Consider the following 16,972-nt stretch of genomic DNA (forward strand, 5'->3'; position numbering starts at 1 on the left):
GTAGGACCAGCGATGACCGCACCCACCGAGCCCGAGGGCAACGCCGCGTACGGGAAGAAGCCCTTCAAGCGGTCCAGGAGCCACTTCGCGGACCGGATCACCGCCGACGGCGCCGACGGCTGGCCCGTCGAGGCCGGCCGCTACCGCCTCGTCGTCAGCCGCGCCTGCCCCTGGGCGAGCCGCGCCCTCGTCTCGCGCCGCCTCCTCGGCCTGGAGGACGCCCTCTCGCTCGCCGTCGCCGACCCCATCCAGGACGACCGGAGCTGGCGCTTCACCCTCGACCCGGACGGCCGCGACCCCGTACTGGGCATCCGTTATCTCGCCGAGGCGTACGACGCCCGCGAGCACGGCTATCCGGGCGGGGTCAGCGTCCCCGCGGTCGTGGACGTGCCCAGCGGCCGGCTCGTCACCAACGACTTCCAGCGGATCACCCTGGACCTGGCCACCGAGTGGACGGCGCTGCACCGGAGCGGCGCGCCCGACCTCTACCCCGAGCCGCTGCGCGACGAGATCGACGAGGTCATGGAAGGCGTCTACCGCGACGTCAACAACGGGGTGTACCGGGCCGGGTTCGCGTCCGGACAGAGCGAGTACGAGGACGCCTACCGTGCCGTGTTCCACCGGCTCGGGCTGCTTTCCGAGCGGCTCGCCGACCGCCGCTACCTGGTGGGGGACACCCTCACCGAGGCGGACATCCGGCTCTTCACCACGCTCGTGCGCTTCGACGCCGTCTACCACGGGCACTTCAAGTGCAACCGCGCGAAGCTGGCCGAGGACCCGGTGCTGTGGGCGTACGCCAGGGACCTCTACCAGACCCCCGGGTTCGGTGACACCGTCGACTTCGACCACATCAAGCGCCACTACTACCAGGTGCACACCGGTATCAACCCGACCCGGATCGTGCCCCTCGGCCCCGACCTCTCCGGCTGGCTCACACCGCACCACCGCGCGGAGCTGGGCGGCCGGCCGTTCGGCGACGGCACCCCGCCGGGCCCGGTGGCGCCGGGCGAGGAGATCCCGCCGGCGGGACGCCCCTGACGCGCGCCCGGCCCCGGCCTCACCCCCCGGCGTCCCCCGTGCCCTCGCCGCCGGGGGAGCCGGGGACGCCCGGGGCGCCGGGGACGCCCGAGGCGCCGGGAACCCCGGGCGGATGGCGCAGCACGTACAGGCCGACGCAGGCCGCGAGCACCATCACGCACGCCGAGAACGTCAGCCCCGCGACCGTGAGCCCGAGCCACAGGGTCAGCGCGCCCACCCCGACGACGGGCAGGGAGATCCCCGTGTAGGCGACGACGAAGAAGGCGGAGAGCGTGGCGCCCCGGTGTTCGGGCGGCGCCACGGCGCTGACCGCGCTCATCCCGGCGCGGAACGCCAGCCCCTGGCCGAGCCCGCCGCAGAGCGCGCCCGCGACCAGCAGCGGCAGCGACCGCGCCGCCAGCGACCCGGCCACCAGCAGCAGCCCGGCCACCAGGACCAGACAGCCCCCGGGCAGCGCCGCGCGCACCCCCAGCCGCCCCATCAGCGCCTGTCCGGCCGTCGAGGCGAGGAACACGGAGAAGACGACCGCGCCCGTCACCGCCAGGTTGTGCACCGACAGGGTCTGGGCCACGAAGCTCGGCGCGACTGCCGTGAACAGCCCCAGCAGCGCGAACCCGGCGAACGCGGCGAGCGCCGAGGGCACGAACACCCCGCGGATCCCCGGCGGGAGCGAGAGCCCGCGCGGGCGGAGCCGCGGCCGGCGCGGGGAGGCGACCGTCTCCGGGAGGAACCAGGTCAGTACGGACGCGACCGCCACCAGCGCCAGATGGGTCACGAACGGCAGGGCCAGCGGCCACGGCGCGTACTGGGCGAGGATCCCGGACAGCAGCGGACCGCAGCCGAGCCCGCCCATGTTCGCCGCCGTCGCGGCCAGCCCCGCCCGCGCCTCCCGCCCGGGCGGCGCCAGCTCCAGCACACAGGCGGTGGCCGTACCGCTCAGCAGGCCGGCGGCGAAGCCGGAGAGCAGCCGTCCCGTGAAGAGCAGCGGCAGCCCGCCCTCGAAGAGGAAGCACAGGGCGCTGGCCGCCGAGAGCCCCAGCGCCAGGAGGAGTACGGGCCGCCGTCCCACCTGGTCGGAGAGGTCCCCGGCCAGCAGCAGTACGGCGATCACCCCGACGGCATAGACGGCGAACACCACGGTCACCATCAGCTCGGAGAAACCGAGTTGCTCCCGGTAGAGCCCGTACAGCGGCGTGGGCAGCGTGGTGCCCGCCATCCCGACGGCGAACACCCCCGCCGCCACCGGATATCCGAGGCGCCGGTGTCCGCGAACCGCCATACGACCCTCCGCCCGAACGCCCGATCGGACGCTTTCCCCTTCCCCTATGAAGGGCCACGCGGGACGGACGCGCCAGGCGGGGACGGCCGGAGGAGAGGGCGGTCGGGCGTGCCGGCGGTCGCGAGCTGGGCCTCGACCTCGTCGAGCGCGCGGCGCGCGGCGGCGATCCGGGCGAGCAGCACGGCCTGCGCCTGCTCGGGACCGCCCGCCGGGACGGCCGTCTCGTGCGCTTGCTCCTGCTCCTCCTCCAGTTCGCGCGCCTCCTCCAGGGAGTTGATGACCACGCCGATCAACAGGTTGACCAGGAGGAACGACCCCAGCAGAACGAACGACGCGAAGTAGACGATGGTCCAGCGGGAGACCTCCAGACCGCCGCGCACCGCGTCGCCCAGCCCGTCGAGGGTGATGAGCAGGAAGAGCGTGAGCGCCGCGCGGCCGAGCGACCCGTAGTGCTCGGGGTCGGAGCGCGCGAAGAAGACCCAGCCGAGCATGGCGTACACGTACAGCAGCAGCGCGCCCACCAGCACGAAGCTCGCGGTCCCCGGCAGGCTCTTGCCCACGGCGACGATCACGATGCGCAGCTGCGGCAGGAAGCGTGCCGCGCGCAGCACCCGGGCGAGCCGGAGCAGCCGCAGGAGCGTTGTGTTCTCGCGGGCGAACGGGGTGAGGGCCAGCGAGACGACCGCCAGGTCGAAGACGTTCCACGGATCGCGGAAGAACTCCTTGGGGCGGTCCGCGTAGGAGGCGGCGCGCAGCAGGATCTCCGCGGTGAAAGCGGCGAGGAAAAGGTGCTCGGCGAGCTTCAGTTCGGCGCGCCACTGGTGTACGGCGCCGCTGTACGTCTCGATGCCGAGCAGGCACGCGTTACCGACGATCAGGCAGAACACCGCGCTGCTGAAGGCGGTGGACTCCACGAGGCGCCGGCTGCGCGCGGCGAGAGTCACTGGCTCTAATCGACTCGTCCCGTCGTACATCAGAGGACACTCGTTTTCTTGCGCGTGCGCAGGCAAAAAGGGCAGGTGAAAGGTGAGGCGGGAGGGCAGGTGAAAAGGTCGGGCCGAAAGGTGAGGTCGAAAGGTCAGGGTCAGAAGGCCAGGTCGGAAGATCAGGCGACAAGGATAGGAGGGAGCGGCCGGTGCCCGGGGCGGGGCACCGGCCGCTTGTCGCGCCGTCCTGCCGTTCGGAACGGGACGGCGCGGGCGGGTGGCAGCGCGGCTCGTTCGGTCCGCGCGGCGGTTACGCGGCGGTCGGCGGGCCGGTGGCCGGGCCGACCAGTTCCTCCAGAACGTCCTCCATGGTGACGAAGCCGATGACGGTCCCCTTGTCCCCGGTGACCGCCGCGAGATGCGTACCGGCGGTGCGCATGGCCGTCATCGTGTCGTCGAGCGGGGTGTCGATTTCGACTCGGACCACCGCGTGCAGCGCGCTCCGCGGGAACGGCTCGGTGCGCTCGTCGACGCCGAGGGCGTCCTTGATGTGCAGATAGCCGAGGATCGTGGCGTCGGGCCCGGTCACCGGCAGCCGGGAGAAGCCGGAGGACGCGGCGGCGCGCTCCAGTTCCCGCGGGGTGATCCGGTGGTCGACGGTGACCGTACGGCTCAGCGGGACCATCACCTCGCCCACCGGCCGGGTGCCCAGCTCCAGCGCGTCACGCAGCCGCTCCCCGTCCGCCGGGTCGAGCAGCCCCGCCTCGCTGGAGTCGGTGACCAGCCGGGCGAGTTCGTCGTCGGTGAAGACGGAGGCGACCTCGTCCTTCGGCTCGACCTTCAGCAGCCGCAGGATGGAGTTGGCGAACGCGTTGATCCCGAAGATCACCGGGCGCAGCGCGCGGGTCAGCCAGACCAGCGCGGGCCCGAGCGCGAGCGCGGTGGGCGCCGGGGCGGCCAGCGCGATGTTCTTCGGCACCATCTCGCCGACGAGCATGTGCAGATACGTCGCCAGGGTCAGCGCGATCACGAACGCGATCGGGTGGATCAGCGCCTCGGGCACCCCGATCGCCTCGAACGGCGGCTCCAGCAGGTGTGCTATGGCCGGCTCCGCGACGGCGCCCAGCACCAGCGAGGAGATGGTGATCCCGAGCTGCGCGGTGGCCATGGCCGCCGAGAGGTGCTCCAGACCCCACAGGGTGTTCTTGGCGCGCTTGCTGCCCTTGACGGCCAGCGGCTCGATCTGGCTGCGCCGTACGGAGATGAGCGCGAACTCGGCCCCGACGAAGAACGCGTTGGTGAACAGGGTGAGCACGCCGATGGCGAGCTGCAGGCCGGTCATCGGGCGTCCTCCGTGATCTGTGCGGCGCGGGCGGGGGCGGTGATGCCGACCCGGTCCGCGCGGTGGTGCTCGACGCGCAGCACGGCGAACCGCCAGCCGTCGATCTCCAGGGTGTCGTCGGGCACGGGCAGCCGCTCCAGACGGGTCGCGAGCAGCCCGGCGAGCGTCTCGTACGGGCCCTCCGGCGCGGTGAAGCCGATCGTTTCGAGCTGGTCGAGCCGGACGGAGCCGTCGGCCTTCCACACCTGGCGGCCCTCGGCGTCCGGCTTGCCGGGGAGCAGGTCCGGGGTCTCGTCCGGGTCGTGTTCGTCGCGTACCTCGCCGACGACCTCCTCCACGATGTCCTCCACCGTGGCGACGCCGGCGGTCCCGCCGTACTCGTCTATGACGACGGCCATGGTCCGCGACTCGCGCAGCCGCCGCAGCAGCCGGTCCACCGGGAGGGAGTCGGGCACCAGCATCGGGCTGGTCGCCAGTTCGGTGACGGGAGTGTGGTCCCGCCGGTCCTCGTCCAGGGCCAGCACATCGCGGATGTGGATCGTGCCGATGACCTCGTCGAGGCTGTCCCGGTAGACGGGGAAGCGCGACAGGCCGGTGGCCAGGGTGAGGTGGGCCGCGTCCGTGGCGGTGGCGTGTGCCTCCAGGGCCCGGACGTCCACCCGCGGGGTCATCACGTTCTCGGCGGTCAGGTCGGCGAGGTGCAGGGTCCGTACGAACAGCTCCGCGGAGTCCGCCTCGATGGCGCCCTCCCGCGCGGAGTGCCGGGCCAGCGCGACCAGTTCCTCGGGGGTACGGGCGGACGCCAGCTCCTCGGCGGGCTCCAGGCCGAAGCGCCGTACCAGCTTGTTCGCCGTGTTGTTCAAGTGCCGGATCAGCGGGGCGAACGCGGCGGTGAAGCCGCGCTGCGGACTCGCCACGACCTTGGCGACCGTGAGCGGGCTGGAGATCGCCCAGTTCTTCGGGACGAGCTCACCGACGACCATCAGCACGACGGTGGAGAGCGAGACACCGAGCAGGGTGGCGACCGTGGGCACCGCGCCGCCGGGCAGGCCGATGGCCTCCAGCGGACCGCGCAGCAGCGTGGCGAAGGACGGCTCGGCGAGCATGCCGATGACCAGAGAGGTCACCGTGATGCCGAGCTGGGCCCCGGAGAGCTGGAAGGTGAGCCGCTTGGCAGCCTCCAGGGCGCTCGCGGCACCGCGCTCACCGGCGGCGGCGGCGCGCTCCAGCTCGCTCCGCTCGATCGTGGTCAGGGAGAACTCGGCCGCCACGAACACCGCACAGGCGAGGGTGAGCGCGAGGGCGAGCAGCAGCAGGAGCACTTCGGTCACCGTGCCACCTCCGTCCCCTGGCTCGGCGGGACGGGAATGGCACGGTTCGTACTGGGAGGCTCACCCATTGCGGGACCGTAGCTCCTTCTTGGATCAGTTGATTCGACTCGTATGTTCTTGCGGTGAGACGACGGGGAGATGCCCCGTCGCCCAATGGTAAAGGAATAGCAAAGCGATGCAATGTGGCGTACGCCACGTGTTACGTCGCCCGCGAGGTCGCCGATCACGGCGTCCGTCATGGCCGGAGGCTCGTCCGCCGGGCCGGCCCGGTCATCTGAGGGCCTTGAAATCCTGGCCCACGGTCAGGGTCACCACGCCCGGCGTGGCGTCCGCCTCCTGCCGTACGGCGCTGCCCGGCAGCCGGGAGGCCAGTATCTCGGCCCCCGCCTTCTGGTCCTGCGGGTAGCCGACCGTGGTCTTCTTCGCGGACTCCGGCGCGTTCCCCACCGACGAGACCGTGAAGCCGGCCGTACGGAGCGTGTCGGCGACCTCGGCGGCCCGCCCCTGGGTGCCGGTGCCGTTGAGTACCTGCACCCGCACGGTGTTCGCGTAGACCGGGTTCTCGGTCGCCGCCTCCAGCTCCTCCTTGTCGGTCTCCTTGTCCTGCGCCATGGCGGTGAACAGGTTCCCGGCGTGCGGATACTGCCAGACGACATTGGCCTTGTCCGTCGGGACGTCGGCCTCGCGGGGATAGTTCGGCACGGTCAGGAACGTCAGCCGGTCGCTCGGGACGGCCTTGATCTCGTTGGCGAGGGCGGTGAGCGGCTTGATGCCCGCCAGCGTCTCGTCCGTGGTGAGGGACTTGGTCGCCGAGTCGAGGAACCCGTAGAGCGCGTTCGGGCTGGTCAGCTTCTCCTGCGCCTTGGCCGCCACGGCCTCCATGAACTCCTGCTGCCGCCCGATCCGCCCGAGGTCGGAGCCGTCGCCGACGCTGTAGCGGGTGCGGACGTACCCCAGGGCCTTCTCGTCCCTGACCGTCTGGCAGCCCGCCTCCATCTCCAGGTGGGCCTTCTCGTCGGTGATCGCCGTCTCCGGGCAGACCTCGATGCCGTCCAGCGCGTTGACCATGCCCTTGAAGCCCTGGAAGTCCACCGACATGAAGTGGTCGATGCGCAGCCCGGTGTTCTGCTCCACGGTCTTGATGGTGCAGGCGGCGGCGTCGGCGACCTCGCCGCTGGACCCTCCGATGGCGAAGGATTCGTTGATCTTGAAGTGGTGGGGCTTCGACGTGGTCCCGTCGCCCTTGTCGCAGGACGGGATGTTCACCCAGGAGTCGCGCGGGAGGGACACCACCGTGGCCCACTCCCGGTTGGCGGCGAGGTGCATCACCATCAGGGTGTCCGACTGCATGGTGGTCAGGCCCTTGCCGTACTTGCCGTTGTCCCCGTCGCGCGAGTCGGAGCCCACGACCAGGATGTTCTTCGAGCCCGGGCTGGAGTTGACCGGGCGGTCGCCGCCGATCTTCCCGTCGATGTCCGCGGAGTGGATGTTCCCGTCGAGGTTCTGGTAGACCCAGGTCCCGGCGCCGGCCACGCCGATCAGCGCCACGGCGAGCACGCCGCCGGTCCAGACGGCTATTCGCCCCCGCCGGGTCAGTCGGGAGCGGCCCGCCTTGCGGTCCGATCCCCGGGCGGCCCGCCGCCCGCTGCCCGCCTGGCGGCCGCGCCGCCCCCTGGATTGACTGCCCACGCTGGTCCTCCGTGCCCCGTACCCCGCTCCGTCCAGCTTCGGACGGGCCGGTTCGCCGCCCAGTGCGACGCGTGCACTCTACTGCTTCTACAGGGGTGTAGAAGACGCCAGGTCGTCACAGGGGTGTCGCGGCTTCGAGGACCAGGAAGAGCGCCGACGCCGCGTTCAGCGCGGAGACGGTCGACGCCGCCGTTCCCGCGGCGGCGACATACGCGGCCATCCCCGCCCGGGTGAGCGCGGGCGGCCAGCTCCTGCGCGGCGGCACGGGGCCGAGCAGCGCCGCCACCCGGCGCGGCACCGGACCCGCCGAGGCGAACGTCGCGAGCCCCGGGGGCGACATCCGGCGGGAGACGAGCGCGGCCTTCCCCACCGCGCGCGCCGTCGTACGCCGGTCGCCCGTCGCGTACGCCGCCTCCTCGTCCGCCCAGCGCTCGGTGCTGTACGTCACCGCCTCCGCCAGCGGCCGCAGGAACGGGTTGGCGCACCCCGCCAGCCGTACGGCCAGCAGCAGCCGGTGGTGGCGCCCGGCGAGATGAGCGTGCTCATGGGCGAGTAAAGCGGCCCGTTCCCCCTGGTCGAGGCAGGACAGCAGGCCCGTGGAGACGACGATCCGGCCGGGGGAGCCGGGCAGGGCGTACGCGTACGGCAGCTCGTCGTCCAGGATGGCGAGCCCGGGCGCCGCGGCGTACGCCGACGCGTACCCCGGCAGCTCCCGCAGCCCGGCCAGCGCGCGGTGGGCCCGCGAGCGGAACCGCAGATGGCGCCGTACGGTCTGCGCGCACGCCACGATGACCAGGAGCAGCGCCACGATCGCGGTCTTGCCGGCCACCTCGTCGTACGGCACGGCCGCGCGCACCTCCGGATCCGACCAGCTGTCCGGCAGCGGGTTCCCGGGCAGCTGGGCGGTCCCGACGACCACGAGCAGCCCGAGACAGAACGTGCTGCACGCGGCGAGCACCACGGCGACGGAGGTCAGCAGCCACGCGGCGCTGCGCGGGTGCAGATGCTGCTCGGCCAGGCGGGCGATCGGCAGCGCGGTCAGCGGCAGGACCAGGGGGAGGAAGACGAAGACACCCATCGGTCAATTCTCCGCTTCGCCCGCGGCCGACCGGTCCGTCCCGCCGGCGAGGGTGTCGCCGGCGGCGTCGGCCGCGCTGAGCAGCGAGCGGAGCACCCGCTCGTCGTGCGGCGAGAGGGCCGACACGAAGCTGGAGAGCACCGCGTCGCGGTCGTCCCGCTCGTCGAGCAGCCGGCGCATGCGCAGCGCCGTGAGCCCCGCCTCGTCCGCCACCGGCGTCCACAGGAACGAGCGGCCGGAGCGGGTACGGGTCACCGCCTGCTTGCCGAGGAGGCGCGTGAGGATCGTGATCACCGTGGTGTAGGCCAGCTCGCCGTCGAGCCGCTCCTGCACCCAGGTCGCCGCCACCGGGGTGGTCGCCGAGCCCAGGACGGCCAGCACCTGCGCCTCCAGCTGCCCCTGGCCGCGCCTGCGGGTACGGGAGCCCCGGTCGTCGAGGTCCCGGCGCTCGCCGAGGCCGTCGCGCTCCCCGGGGTACCCGGCGTGCCCGGTCTGCCCGACGGGCCCGGTGTTTCTGGTGTTCCCGGCGTTTCCGACCACGGAAGTGGCCTCCTCCCACGCTGCCGCCCCAGCCGCCCTGGCGCCGGGGCATCCTAACCACCAGCTCATTTCTACAGTGCTGTAGATTTACGATGGTGTCATACGGCGCCGTGGCCGCCGGTGCGTCCCGTACGTCCTGTGTGCCCGGTTCCGGACATCTGCCGGTTCCGCACGGACGAAAGGAAGCAACATGGGTGTGAGCCTCGCCAAGGGCGGCAACGTCTCACTGAGCAAGGAGGCTCCCGGTCTGACCGCCGTTCTGGTCGCTCTCGGCTGGGACGTACGGACCACCACCGGGGCCGACCACGATCTGGACGCCAGCGCCCTGCTGTGTGACGGTTCCGGCAAGGTCGTCTCCGACCAGCACTTCGTCTTCTACAACAACCTCAAGAGCCCGGACGGCTCCGTCGAGCACACCGGTGACAACCTGACCGGTGAGGGCGACGGCGACGACGAGACCGTCAAGGTCGACCTCTCCGCCGTGCCCGCCGGTGTGTCGAAGATCGCCTTCCCGGTGTCGATCCACGACGCCGAGTCCCGCGGCCAGAGCTTCGGTCAGGTGCGCAACGCGTACATCCGGGTGGTCAACCAGGCGGGCGGCGCCGAGCTGGCCCGCTACGACCTGAGCGAGGACGCCTCCACCGAGACCGCGATGGTCTTCGGCGAGCTGTACCGCAACGGCGCGGAGTGGAAGTTCCGCGCCATCGGCCAGGGGTACGCCTCCGGTCTCGCCGGGATCGCCGCCGACTACGGCGTCAACGTCTGACCCGCGCGTCCGGGCCCGACCCCGCACCCCGCACCCGGCCCCGGTCCCCGACGACCGCGTCAGGACCCCGCGCCGGGGCCGCGCCGGCACCAACCACCAGGAGTGAACGATGAGCGTCAACCTCTCCAAGGGCCAGCAGATCAGCCTGACCAAGTCCGGTGGCGGTGAACTCACGACCGTCCGCATGGGCCTCGGCTGGCAGGCCGCCAAGAAGGGCTTCTTCGCCCGGCTGACCGCCAGCGAGATCGACCTCGACGCCTCGGCGCTGCTCTTCGCCGGCAAGGAAGCCGTCGACGTCGTCTTCTTCCAGCACCTGACCAGTGACGACGGCTCCGTGCGGCACACCGGTGACAACCGGGTCGGCGGCGCCGGCCAGGGCGGCGACGACGAGTCGATCGTCGTGGACCTCCAGCGGGTCCCCGTCCACGTCGACCAGATCGTCTTCACGGTGAACTCCTTCACCGGCCAGACCTTCGAAGAGGTCGAGAACGCCTTCTGCCGGCTCGTCGACGAGACCAACGGCCAGGAACTGGCCCGCTACACCCTCACCGGCGGCGGCGGCCACACCGCGCAGATCATGGCCAAGGTGTTCCGTTCCGGCGGCGGCTGGGAGATGTCCGCCATCGGCAGCCCCGCCGAGGGGCGCACCTTCCAGGACCTGATGCCCGCCGTCGCGCCGCACCTCTGACCCCGGCCGGTCCGGCCGGCCGACCGGCCGGACCGCCGGCACCACCTGTCCGATCCATCCATCCGACCGACCTACCCGACCGACCAGGAGTAGTCACGTGGCCCTGTGGGACCGCATCAAGGATTCCGCGTCATCGATGCAGACGCAGCTCAACGCGAAGAAGAACGACCTCAAGAGCGGCGCCTTCCGGGACGCCAGCATGGCCATGTGCGCCCTGGTCGCCGCCGCGGACGGCTCCATCGACCCCTCGGAGCGCCAGCGGGTCGCCGCGCTGATCATGACGAACGACGTGCTCCAGAACTTCCCCGCGGAAGACCTCCAGACACGGTTCAACGACTACTGCCAGAAGCTCACCGCCGACTTCGACTTCGGCAAGGTCGGCGTGCTCCAGACCATCGGCAAGGTCGCCAAGAAACCCACCGAGGCCCGCGCGGTCATCCAGATCGGCATCGTCATCGGCGGCGCCGACGGTGACTTCGACGACAGCGAGCGCGCCGTCGTCCGCGAGGCGTGCTTCGCCGTGGGTATCGCGCCGAGCGAGTTCGACCTCTGACGGCCGTTCTCCCCGAACGCCGGTGAGCCGGGGCGTGCCGCGCGATGCCCGGCACGCCCCTTCGCGTCAGCGGTCAGCGGTCACCAGTCGGCGGCCGGTGACCGGCCGCCGGCCGTCACCCGTCGTTCGTGTCCCGCGCCGGGTCCGCGCCGGGGGCCGGTCCCGCCGCGGCGAGCGCCCGGCGCAGCCGCTGGTGGGTGCGGTTCTCGTGGCAGAGACGGCCCACCAGCGAGCCGCCGTAGACGACGAACCCGACGCCGACGAGCCAGGACTGGAGCACCAGCACCGTACCGAACGGGCCGTACGTGACGGCGTTCGAGGCGATCAGCGGCGAGAAGACGACCCGGGAGAAGATCCGGAGCCCGAGCAGGCCCAGGGCGGTCGCGACGGCGCCCGGTATCAGCGCCCGCCAGCGCACCCGGCCGGCGAGCAGCACCCGCTGGGACCACCAGAAGAAGAGAAACGTCAGAACCAGATCACCGGCCGTGCCGAGCGTCAGCACGACGACCGAACTGGACGTCACCGGCGTATTGACGAACACCACCAGGAAGGCGACGAGCGCAGCCAGCCACACCACATGGCGCCACATCGTGTGCCAGCGGGCGGTCGACAGCTCCCAGACCCGCTCGTACCCCGTCTGCACGGCGCCGCCGAAGGTCAGCCCGAACGCGGCGAGCGCGGCGAGCCCGAAGGCCGTCGTCCGCTGCAGCGCCTGCCCCGGCCGGCCGAACAACTGCTGGATCTCCTGCTGCGACGAAGCGGAGACCCCGAGCCCCTGCCCCAGCCAGCGGGCGAAACCCTGCCCGCTCGCGGGGTCCGCCGCGGCGACCAGGATCAGCAGCGGCACCAGGGTCAGAAAACCCAGCGCGGCGAAGCTCATGGCCCGGTGCATCAGCTCCATCTCGCGCCCGCGGTTCCAGGCGAGCACGGCGAGCGACGCCGTCTCGCGGGGCAGGGCGGTGAACCGGTGTCTCTCCCGCCGCCCACCGATACGTTGCCGGGTCATGTCCCGTCCCTACCCCGGTACCGGGTGCTCCCGCGCAGCGCTGCGCCGACGGCCCCCCGGATGGCTCCTCAGCGCCGGCCGAGCCTGCGCTCGCCGCCCGCGCCGGTGCTGTACGGAAGCCCGTAGTGGGCGAAGATCCCGGGCTCCATCTCCGCCAGCAGTTCGCCGTCCGTGTCGATCGAGGGGGCTTCCTTGGCCAGCCTCCTGTCCCACGGGACCCTCAGGTACCCGGGGCCGACCGTGGCCTCGGCCAGCGGTACGAAGACCAGCCGCCGCTTGGTCGGCAGCCCGACCGTGACCGCGGCGAACGACGGGGCGTCCGTCGCCGTGTCGACATAGACGGCTTCCAGCGAGCCGATCTTCCGCTTCTCGGCGTCGACCACGTCGTGGCCCCGCCACTCCCGGATGTCATCCGCTTCGAACATGTCCGTCCCGCTTTCTCGTCCGCCGGCCACCGCGCGGGTGCGGCGTCGGCCGCTCCGCTCACGTGTACCCCAGATTTCCAGGGCGGCGCCGGATCGCCGGCGCGAACCGCCGAGGCCCGTGCCGAAAGCCGGTGGCCGCGCGAAAACCGCTGTCGTCGCGTGGGAGCCGACCGGCATCATGTCCCCATGCTGATCAGGGAAGCCACCCCCGAGGACTGGCCCGCCATCTGGCCTTTCTTCCACAAGATCGTCGCGGCCGGCGAGACCTTCACCTATCCGACCGGGCTCAGCGAGACCGACGGCCGTGACTGGTGGCTGATGACGGCCCCGAACCGATCCGTCGTGGCCGTGGACGACGCCGGTACGGTCCTGGGCACGGCGAAGATGAACGTCAACCACATGGGCAACGGCTCGCACATCGCCGGTGCCAGCTACATGGTCGACCCGGCGCACGCCGGGCGCGGCGTGGGCCGGGCGCTCTGCGCGTACTCCGTCGACTGGGCCCGCGCCGCCGGCTTCCGCGCGATGCAGTTCAACGCCGTCGTCGAGACCAACACGTACGCCGTGAAGCTGTACCGCTCGCTCGGTTTCGAGATCCTCGGCACGCTCCCCGAGGGATTCCGGCATCCCACGGAGGGCTATGTCGGCCTGCACATCATGCACCTCAAGCTCTGATCCGGCGCGGGCCCCGGTCCGGCGGTGCGGGGAGCGCTTGCGGAGGCCGGGGCGCCGGGAGGTCAGCGCTCCTGCAGCACGGAGAGGATGTTCCCCGCCGGGTCCGTGAACCACGCGATGTACGGGCCGCCGCCCCGGAAGACGCCCTTCTCGTCCGCGTCCATCCCCGGGTAGCGCTGCAGGCGCACGCCCCGGGCGGTGAGCTCCTCGACCGCCGCGTCGATGTCGGCCACCGGGAAGTTGAGGATCGTGAACGTCGCCGGGGTGTGGTCCGGCTTGGGGTAGACGAGCACCGTCGTGCCGCCGGCCAGCCGCAGGCGGAGCAGGCCGTACTCCTCGGTGACCTCCAGGCCGAGCGTCTCGCCGTAGAACCGCCGGGCCTTGCCGATGTCGTCGACGGCGAACCCGCTGAACGCCTCGCTCCTGCCGAACATGGCTCCGTCCTTCCCTCGCGTGCTTCGTTCGCGTCGTAGGTGTTGGTCGTGGGGGGTGTGGGGGTCTGTAGGGGTAGACGTGTCCGGCCCCCGGACTCATCGGCCGCCCGGCACCGCCCCGAGACGCCCTCTCGTGACCAGGGACGCCCCCAGACCGAGCCAGAAGCCGGCGAACAGCCATCCCCCGAGCACATCGGTGGCCCAGTGCACCCCGAGAAAGATCCTGCTCAGCCCCACGGCCACGGCCCAGCAGCCCAGGACCACCATGAGCGGATACGCCGCGAACGGCCACCCGGCGGACCGGGAGTGACCGCGGGCCCGGCGCCGGCTCGCCCGGGCCACGCCCCAGATCAGCGCCCCCGCCACCAGGGCCGAGGTCGTGGTGTGCCCGGAGGGGAAGGCGTACCCGGACGCGTGCGTGGCCCAGTCGTCCACCGGGGGCCGCGGCCGGGCGATCGTCAGTACGAGGCCGTACCGCACCGCCTGTCCCGTGAGCAGGAACAGCAGCGCCGCGACCGCCCCGTACAGCCGACGCCGGACGCCGCTCCCGGCGAGCACCCCGGCCACCACGGCACCCAGATAGGGGAGGACCCCGGTGCCGGTGGCGGTCACCGCCCTGGCCAGGGCGGTGGCGACCGGCGGGCGGTGGCGCACCGACCAGTCGAGCGCGCTCCGGTCCACCGGGAACGGGGCGCCGTGGCGGACGGCCACGGCCACGGCCAGCGCGGCGAAGGCCAGGGCGCAGAGCGCGGCGGCGACGGCCGCCGGCGGCGGCAGCCGGGCCGGCCGGGGGCGGATCCCCGGCGCGCTCACCGTTTGGCCACCAGCGGCGCCAACCGGGTCGTGCCCAGCCGCTCGGCCACCGGCGCGGTGGTCCGGCGCGCCCCCGCCATCAGGGCCCAGGCCACGCCCGCCCCCACGGCCAGCCCGACTACCACGTCATGCGGATAGTGCGCCCCGACCCAGACCCGCGAGGCCGCCATCGCCACCGCGGCCGGGACGGCGAGCGCGGCGAGCCCGCGGTCCGTGAAGAGCAGGGTGGCGGCGACCGCCGCCGCGAGCACGGCGTGGTTGCTGGGCAGCGACCAGTCGCCCAGGGCGGGACATGCCTCGACCGTGACCGTGTGCAGGGTCTGGCAGGGCCGCTGTTCCCGCAGCAGCGCCTTGAGCCCCGTACTGACGACGAAGCCCGTCAGGACGACCAGGGGCGCGGCCAGCGCCAGCGTCGCCCGGGCCGAACCGCTCGGACGGGCCCGCCACCACGCGGCCAGCAGCAGGGCGCCGAAGAGCAGGAGGCCGTACGTCGACCAGACGGAGACCGCGGTGTCCAGCCAGCCGGGGGAGTGGTGGGCCACATCGGTCACCGAGGTGTAGAGCCCGTCGTCGAACCACCGGTCGCCGTGGGGGAGCGCGGCGGGAGCGGACGCCGTCACCGCGACCCCTCTTCCGCCGAGGGGGCGACGGGTGTGCCCTCCCCGGCCGTCCGGCGGGAGCGCCGTACCTCCAGGGCAACCGGCACCAGGGAGACGAGCACCACGAGCGCCACGAGGGGCAGCAGATAGCGTTCGACATCGGGCACGGAGGAGCCGAGAGCGTACCCGGCGAGGACGAGACCGACGGTCCAGAGCACACCGCCCGTGACCTGCCAGAGGGTGAAGACCCGGGCGGGCACGTTCAGCGCGCCGGCGAGCGGGTTGAGCACGGTCCGTACGAGCGGCACGAAACGGGCCAGCACGATCGCCTTCGCGTGGCCGTACCGGTCGAGCAGCTCCTCGGCGCGGGCCGCCGCCTCGTGCAGCTTGCGGGCCCGGCTGCGGGCGAGCAGGGCCCGGCCGCCGCGCCGCCCGATCCAGTAGCCGGTCTGGGCGCCGATGAGTGCCCCGGCGACCGAGGCGACGAGCACCTGCCCCAGCGCGAGAGGCGCGGAGCCGTGGCCGCCGGGGACACTGAGCAGCCCGGCGGTGAACAGGAGCGAGTCGCCGGGGAGGAAGAAGCCGACCAGGAGCCCGGTCTCGGCGAAGAGGACGACGGCGATGCCGAGGGCACCGAACGCGGCGAGCAGGGATCCCGCGTCGAGGAGGTTCACGGCCAGCGGCATCGTCGCGAACGCGGATACGGCCATAGAAGAGCTGCTCCCATAATGGTGGACAGGGATGGGGGGACAGGGATGTCCTGCATGACGATCTGATGGACTGCAGACCTGATTGACTACAGATCTGTAGACGGTCTACTTCACTGTAGACGAAAGAAGTGGGAGGAGCGTTCCCATGGGCGAGGAGAGCCCGGAACGGCGTCCGGCGGGCGAGCTGGAAGCCGGTGTGCTGGCGGCGCTGTGGGCCGCGGACCGGCCGCTCACACCGGGCAGGGTCCAGGAGGAGCTCGGCGGGTCGCTCGCCCGCACCACCGTCACCACCATCCTGTCGCGGCTGTACGAGAAGGGCAGCGTCACCCGCGTCAGGGCCGGGCGCGGCTACGCGTACACCCCGACCGAGGACGCCCCCGGACTCACCGCCCGCCGCATGCACTCCGAGCTGGCCAAGGACGAGGACCGCGGCGCGGTCCTGGCCCGGTTCGTCTCCCAGCTCAACGACGAGGACGAACAGCTGCTCCGCTCCCTCCTGGACGGCGGTACCGCGTGACCTCCGTCGTCTGGGTGCCCCTGCTGATGCCCTTCCTCGCCGTGCCCGCCGCGCGCCGGGCCGCCGCCCCGCTCGCCCCCCGTCACGCCGCGTGGCTGCTCACCGCCACCGCGCTCGTCCTGGCCGTGAGCAGCACGGCCGCGCTGGCGCTGCTCGTCGTCCCGGGCGCGTCGTACGTCCCCGTCGTGGCCCTGCTCGGCGAACTGGTCCGGCCGCTGGCGGCGGGCCCGCCCGCGCTGACCGTCGCGCTCGCCTCGGCCGCCGGCTGCCTGCTGCTGTGGCGTACGGGCGCACTGGCCACCGCGGTCCGCTACAACCGCGCCGAGCTGCGCCGGGCCAGGGCGGCGGCCGGCGGCGGGAGCGCCGAGCTGGCGGTCCTGCGGGACGCGCGGCCCGACGCGTACGCGCTGCCCGGCCGCCGCGGCCGGATCGTCGTGACCACCGGCATGCTGCGCGCCCTCGAACCGGTTACTGTCCTTCTGAAAGGCAGCCTGACGATGACAACTGAGCTGACCGCGGACGTGTGTGTGGTCGGAGGAGGCCCGGCGGGACTCACGCTGGCC

Annotated in this window: 19 protein-coding genes and 1 pseudogene; 7 read left to right on the forward strand and 13 right to left on the reverse strand. The window is 72.5% G+C overall.

Going from position 1 to position 16,972, the window contains the following annotated elements; translation table 11 throughout:
* Positions 1–12 precede the first annotated feature (12 nt).
* Positions 13–1,038, forward strand: a complete 1,026-nt coding sequence (locus AB0P17_RS35055; RefSeq protein WP_365817551.1) for a glutathione S-transferase C-terminal domain-containing protein — start codon at positions 13–15, stop codon at positions 1,036–1,038.
* Positions 1,039–1,057: 19 nt separating this feature from the next.
* On the opposite strand, the gene AB0P17_RS35060 is transcribed toward AB0P17_RS35055, so the two are convergent.
* The 7 genes from AB0P17_RS35060 to AB0P17_RS35090 all read right to left on the reverse strand — a co-directional run bounded on the left by AB0P17_RS35060 (position 1,058) and on the right by AB0P17_RS35090 (position 9,076).
* Positions 1,058–2,317 carry an MFS transporter gene (locus AB0P17_RS35060; protein ID WP_365817553.1) on the reverse strand — a complete coding sequence of 420 codons (1,260 nt, stop codon included), beginning with the start codon at positions 2,315–2,317 and terminating at the stop codon, positions 1,058–1,060.
* 44 nt (positions 2,318–2,361) lie between these two features.
* Positions 2,362–3,261 carry an ion transporter gene (locus AB0P17_RS35065; RefSeq protein WP_365817555.1) on the reverse strand — a complete coding sequence of 300 codons (900 nt, stop codon included), beginning with the start codon at positions 3,259–3,261 and terminating at the stop codon, positions 2,362–2,364.
* A 292-nt stretch (positions 3,262–3,553) separates the two neighbouring features.
* Positions 3,554–4,585, reverse strand: a complete 1,032-nt coding sequence (locus AB0P17_RS35070) for a hemolysin family protein (protein ID WP_365817557.1) — start codon at positions 4,583–4,585, stop codon at positions 3,554–3,556.
* Positions 4,582–5,916 carry a hemolysin family protein gene (locus tag AB0P17_RS35075; protein ID WP_365817559.1) on the reverse strand — a complete coding sequence of 445 codons (1,335 nt, stop codon included), beginning with the start codon at positions 5,914–5,916 and terminating at the stop codon, positions 4,582–4,584. The genes AB0P17_RS35070 and AB0P17_RS35075 overlap by 4 nt, the downstream gene beginning before the upstream one ends.
* 270 nt (positions 5,917–6,186) lie before the next feature.
* Positions 6,187–7,512 (reverse strand): LCP family protein, encoded by a 1,326-nt coding sequence (locus AB0P17_RS35080; protein ID WP_365817591.1) that lies wholly within the window; start codon positions 7,510–7,512, stop codon positions 6,187–6,189.
* Positions 7,513–7,720: 208 nt separating this feature from the next.
* Positions 7,721–8,683 carry a M56 family metallopeptidase gene (locus AB0P17_RS35085; RefSeq protein WP_365817561.1) on the reverse strand — a complete coding sequence of 321 codons (963 nt, stop codon included), beginning with the start codon at positions 8,681–8,683 and terminating at the stop codon, positions 7,721–7,723.
* 3 nt (positions 8,684–8,686) lie between these two features.
* The gene (locus AB0P17_RS35090; RefSeq protein WP_365817593.1) at positions 8,687–9,076 is read right to left on the reverse strand and encodes a BlaI/MecI/CopY family transcriptional regulator; all 390 of its coding nucleotides are present in this window, start codon (positions 9,074–9,076) and stop codon (positions 8,687–8,689) included.
* A gap of 337 nt (positions 9,077–9,413) precedes the next feature.
* On the opposite strand from AB0P17_RS35090, the gene AB0P17_RS35095 reads away from it, so the two are divergent.
* The 3 genes from AB0P17_RS35095 to AB0P17_RS35105 all read left to right on the forward strand — a co-directional run bounded on the left by AB0P17_RS35095 (position 9,414) and on the right by AB0P17_RS35105 (position 11,230).
* Complete coding sequence (locus tag AB0P17_RS35095) at positions 9,414–9,989, forward strand: TerD family protein (RefSeq protein WP_365817563.1); 576 nt, start codon at positions 9,414–9,416, stop codon at positions 9,987–9,989.
* Positions 9,990–10,098: 109 nt separating this feature from the next.
* On the forward strand, positions 10,099–10,677 hold the full coding sequence (locus AB0P17_RS35100) for a TerD family protein (protein WP_365817565.1): 579 nt from the start codon (positions 10,099–10,101) through the stop codon (positions 10,675–10,677).
* Between the two features lie 97 nt (positions 10,678–10,774).
* Entirely contained in the window at positions 10,775–11,230 is a 456-nt protein-coding gene (locus AB0P17_RS35105; RefSeq protein WP_365817567.1) for a TerB family tellurite resistance protein, read from the forward strand.
* A gap of 115 nt (positions 11,231–11,345) precedes the next feature.
* Here the strand turns inward: AB0P17_RS35105 and AB0P17_RS35110 are convergent, their stop codons facing one another.
* Both AB0P17_RS35110 and AB0P17_RS35115 read right to left on the reverse strand, forming a co-directional pair.
* A complete protein-coding gene (locus tag AB0P17_RS35110) occupies positions 11,346–12,131 on the reverse strand; it encodes a YhjD/YihY/BrkB family envelope integrity protein (RefSeq protein ID WP_365817595.1) in 786 nt (261 codons plus the stop codon).
* 173 nt (positions 12,132–12,304) lie between these two features.
* Positions 12,305–12,661 (reverse strand): PRC-barrel domain-containing protein, encoded by a 357-nt coding sequence (locus AB0P17_RS35115; RefSeq protein WP_365817569.1) that lies wholly within the window; start codon positions 12,659–12,661, stop codon positions 12,305–12,307.
* A gap of 186 nt (positions 12,662–12,847) precedes the next feature.
* Between AB0P17_RS35115 and AB0P17_RS35120 the strand changes: the two genes are divergently transcribed.
* Entirely contained in the window at positions 12,848–13,336 is a 489-nt protein-coding gene (locus tag AB0P17_RS35120; RefSeq protein ID WP_365817571.1) for a GNAT family N-acetyltransferase, read from the forward strand.
* A 62-nt stretch (positions 13,337–13,398) separates the two neighbouring features.
* Here AB0P17_RS35120 and AB0P17_RS35125 read toward each other — a convergent pair whose 3' ends face one another.
* From AB0P17_RS35125 to AB0P17_RS35140, 4 genes are all read right to left on the reverse strand, one after another.
* Positions 13,399–13,770 (reverse strand): VOC family protein, encoded by a 372-nt coding sequence (locus AB0P17_RS35125; RefSeq protein WP_365817573.1) that lies wholly within the window; start codon positions 13,768–13,770, stop codon positions 13,399–13,401.
* Between the two features lie 96 nt (positions 13,771–13,866).
* Positions 13,867–14,583: a phosphatase PAP2 family protein gene (locus AB0P17_RS35130; protein ID WP_365817575.1), complete on the reverse strand. Its 717-nt coding sequence runs from the start codon at positions 14,581–14,583 to the stop codon at positions 13,867–13,869.
* Positions 14,580–15,203: a phosphatase PAP2 family protein gene (locus AB0P17_RS35135; protein WP_365817579.1), complete on the reverse strand. Its 624-nt coding sequence runs from the start codon at positions 15,201–15,203 to the stop codon at positions 14,580–14,582. The genes AB0P17_RS35130 and AB0P17_RS35135 overlap by 4 nt, the downstream gene beginning before the upstream one ends.
* Positions 15,200–15,892, reverse strand: coding sequence for a DedA family protein (locus AB0P17_RS35140; protein ID WP_365817581.1), 693 nt, complete (start codon positions 15,890–15,892; stop codon positions 15,200–15,202). Before AB0P17_RS35140 ends, AB0P17_RS35135 begins: the two co-directional genes overlap by 4 nt.
* Positions 15,893–16,037: 145 nt before the next feature.
* On the opposite strand from AB0P17_RS35140, the gene AB0P17_RS35145 reads away from it, so the two are divergent.
* Together AB0P17_RS35145 and AB0P17_RS35150 are read left to right on the forward strand one after the other, a co-directional pair.
* Positions 16,038–16,409: a BlaI/MecI/CopY family transcriptional regulator gene (locus AB0P17_RS35145; RefSeq protein WP_365817583.1), complete on the forward strand. Its 372-nt coding sequence runs from the start codon at positions 16,038–16,040 to the stop codon at positions 16,407–16,409.
* Positions 16,406–16,972 (forward strand): annotated as a pseudogene (locus AB0P17_RS35150) (hypothetical protein); the annotation flags it as partial. The gene AB0P17_RS35145 and the pseudogene AB0P17_RS35150, both read left to right, overlap by 4 nt.

This window comes from Streptomyces sp. NPDC088124 (assembly GCF_040685895.1).
GTDB lineage: Bacteria > Actinomycetota > Actinomycetes > Streptomycetales > Streptomycetaceae > Streptomyces.

Excerpts from the sequence above, each read along its gene's own strand:
- AB0P17_RS35125 (WP_365817573.1), bottom strand. The coding sequence starts at position 13,770 with ATGTTCGGCAGGAGCGAGGCGTTCAGCGGGTTCGCCGTCGACGACATC.
- AB0P17_RS35110 (WP_365817595.1), bottom strand. The coding sequence starts at position 12,131 with ATGGAGCTGATGCACCGGGCCATGAGCTTCGCCGCGCTGGGTTTTCTG.
- AB0P17_RS35060 (WP_365817553.1), bottom strand. The coding sequence starts at position 2,317 with ATGGCGGTTCGCGGACACCGGCGCCTCGGATATCCGGTGGCGGCGGGG.
- AB0P17_RS35070 (WP_365817557.1), bottom strand. The coding sequence starts at position 4,585 with ATGACCGGCCTGCAGCTCGCCATCGGCGTGCTCACCCTGTTCACCAAC.
- AB0P17_RS35095 (WP_365817563.1), top strand. The coding sequence starts at position 9,414 with ATGGGTGTGAGCCTCGCCAAGGGCGGCAACGTCTCACTGAGCAAGGAG.
- AB0P17_RS35100 (WP_365817565.1), top strand. The coding sequence starts at position 10,099 with ATGAGCGTCAACCTCTCCAAGGGCCAGCAGATCAGCCTGACCAAGTCC.
- AB0P17_RS35120 (WP_365817571.1), top strand. The coding sequence starts at position 12,848 with ATGCTGATCAGGGAAGCCACCCCCGAGGACTGGCCCGCCATCTGGCCT.
- AB0P17_RS35115 (WP_365817569.1), bottom strand. The coding sequence starts at position 12,661 with ATGTTCGAAGCGGATGACATCCGGGAGTGGCGGGGCCACGACGTGGTC.
- AB0P17_RS35055 (WP_365817551.1), top strand. The coding sequence starts at position 13 with ATGACCGCACCCACCGAGCCCGAGGGCAACGCCGCGTACGGGAAGAAG.
- AB0P17_RS35145 (WP_365817583.1), top strand. The coding sequence starts at position 16,038 with ATGGGCGAGGAGAGCCCGGAACGGCGTCCGGCGGGCGAGCTGGAAGCC.
- AB0P17_RS35140 (WP_365817581.1), bottom strand. The coding sequence starts at position 15,892 with ATGGCCGTATCCGCGTTCGCGACGATGCCGCTGGCCGTGAACCTCCTC.
- AB0P17_RS35085 (WP_365817561.1), bottom strand. The coding sequence starts at position 8,683 with ATGGGTGTCTTCGTCTTCCTCCCCCTGGTCCTGCCGCTGACCGCGCTG.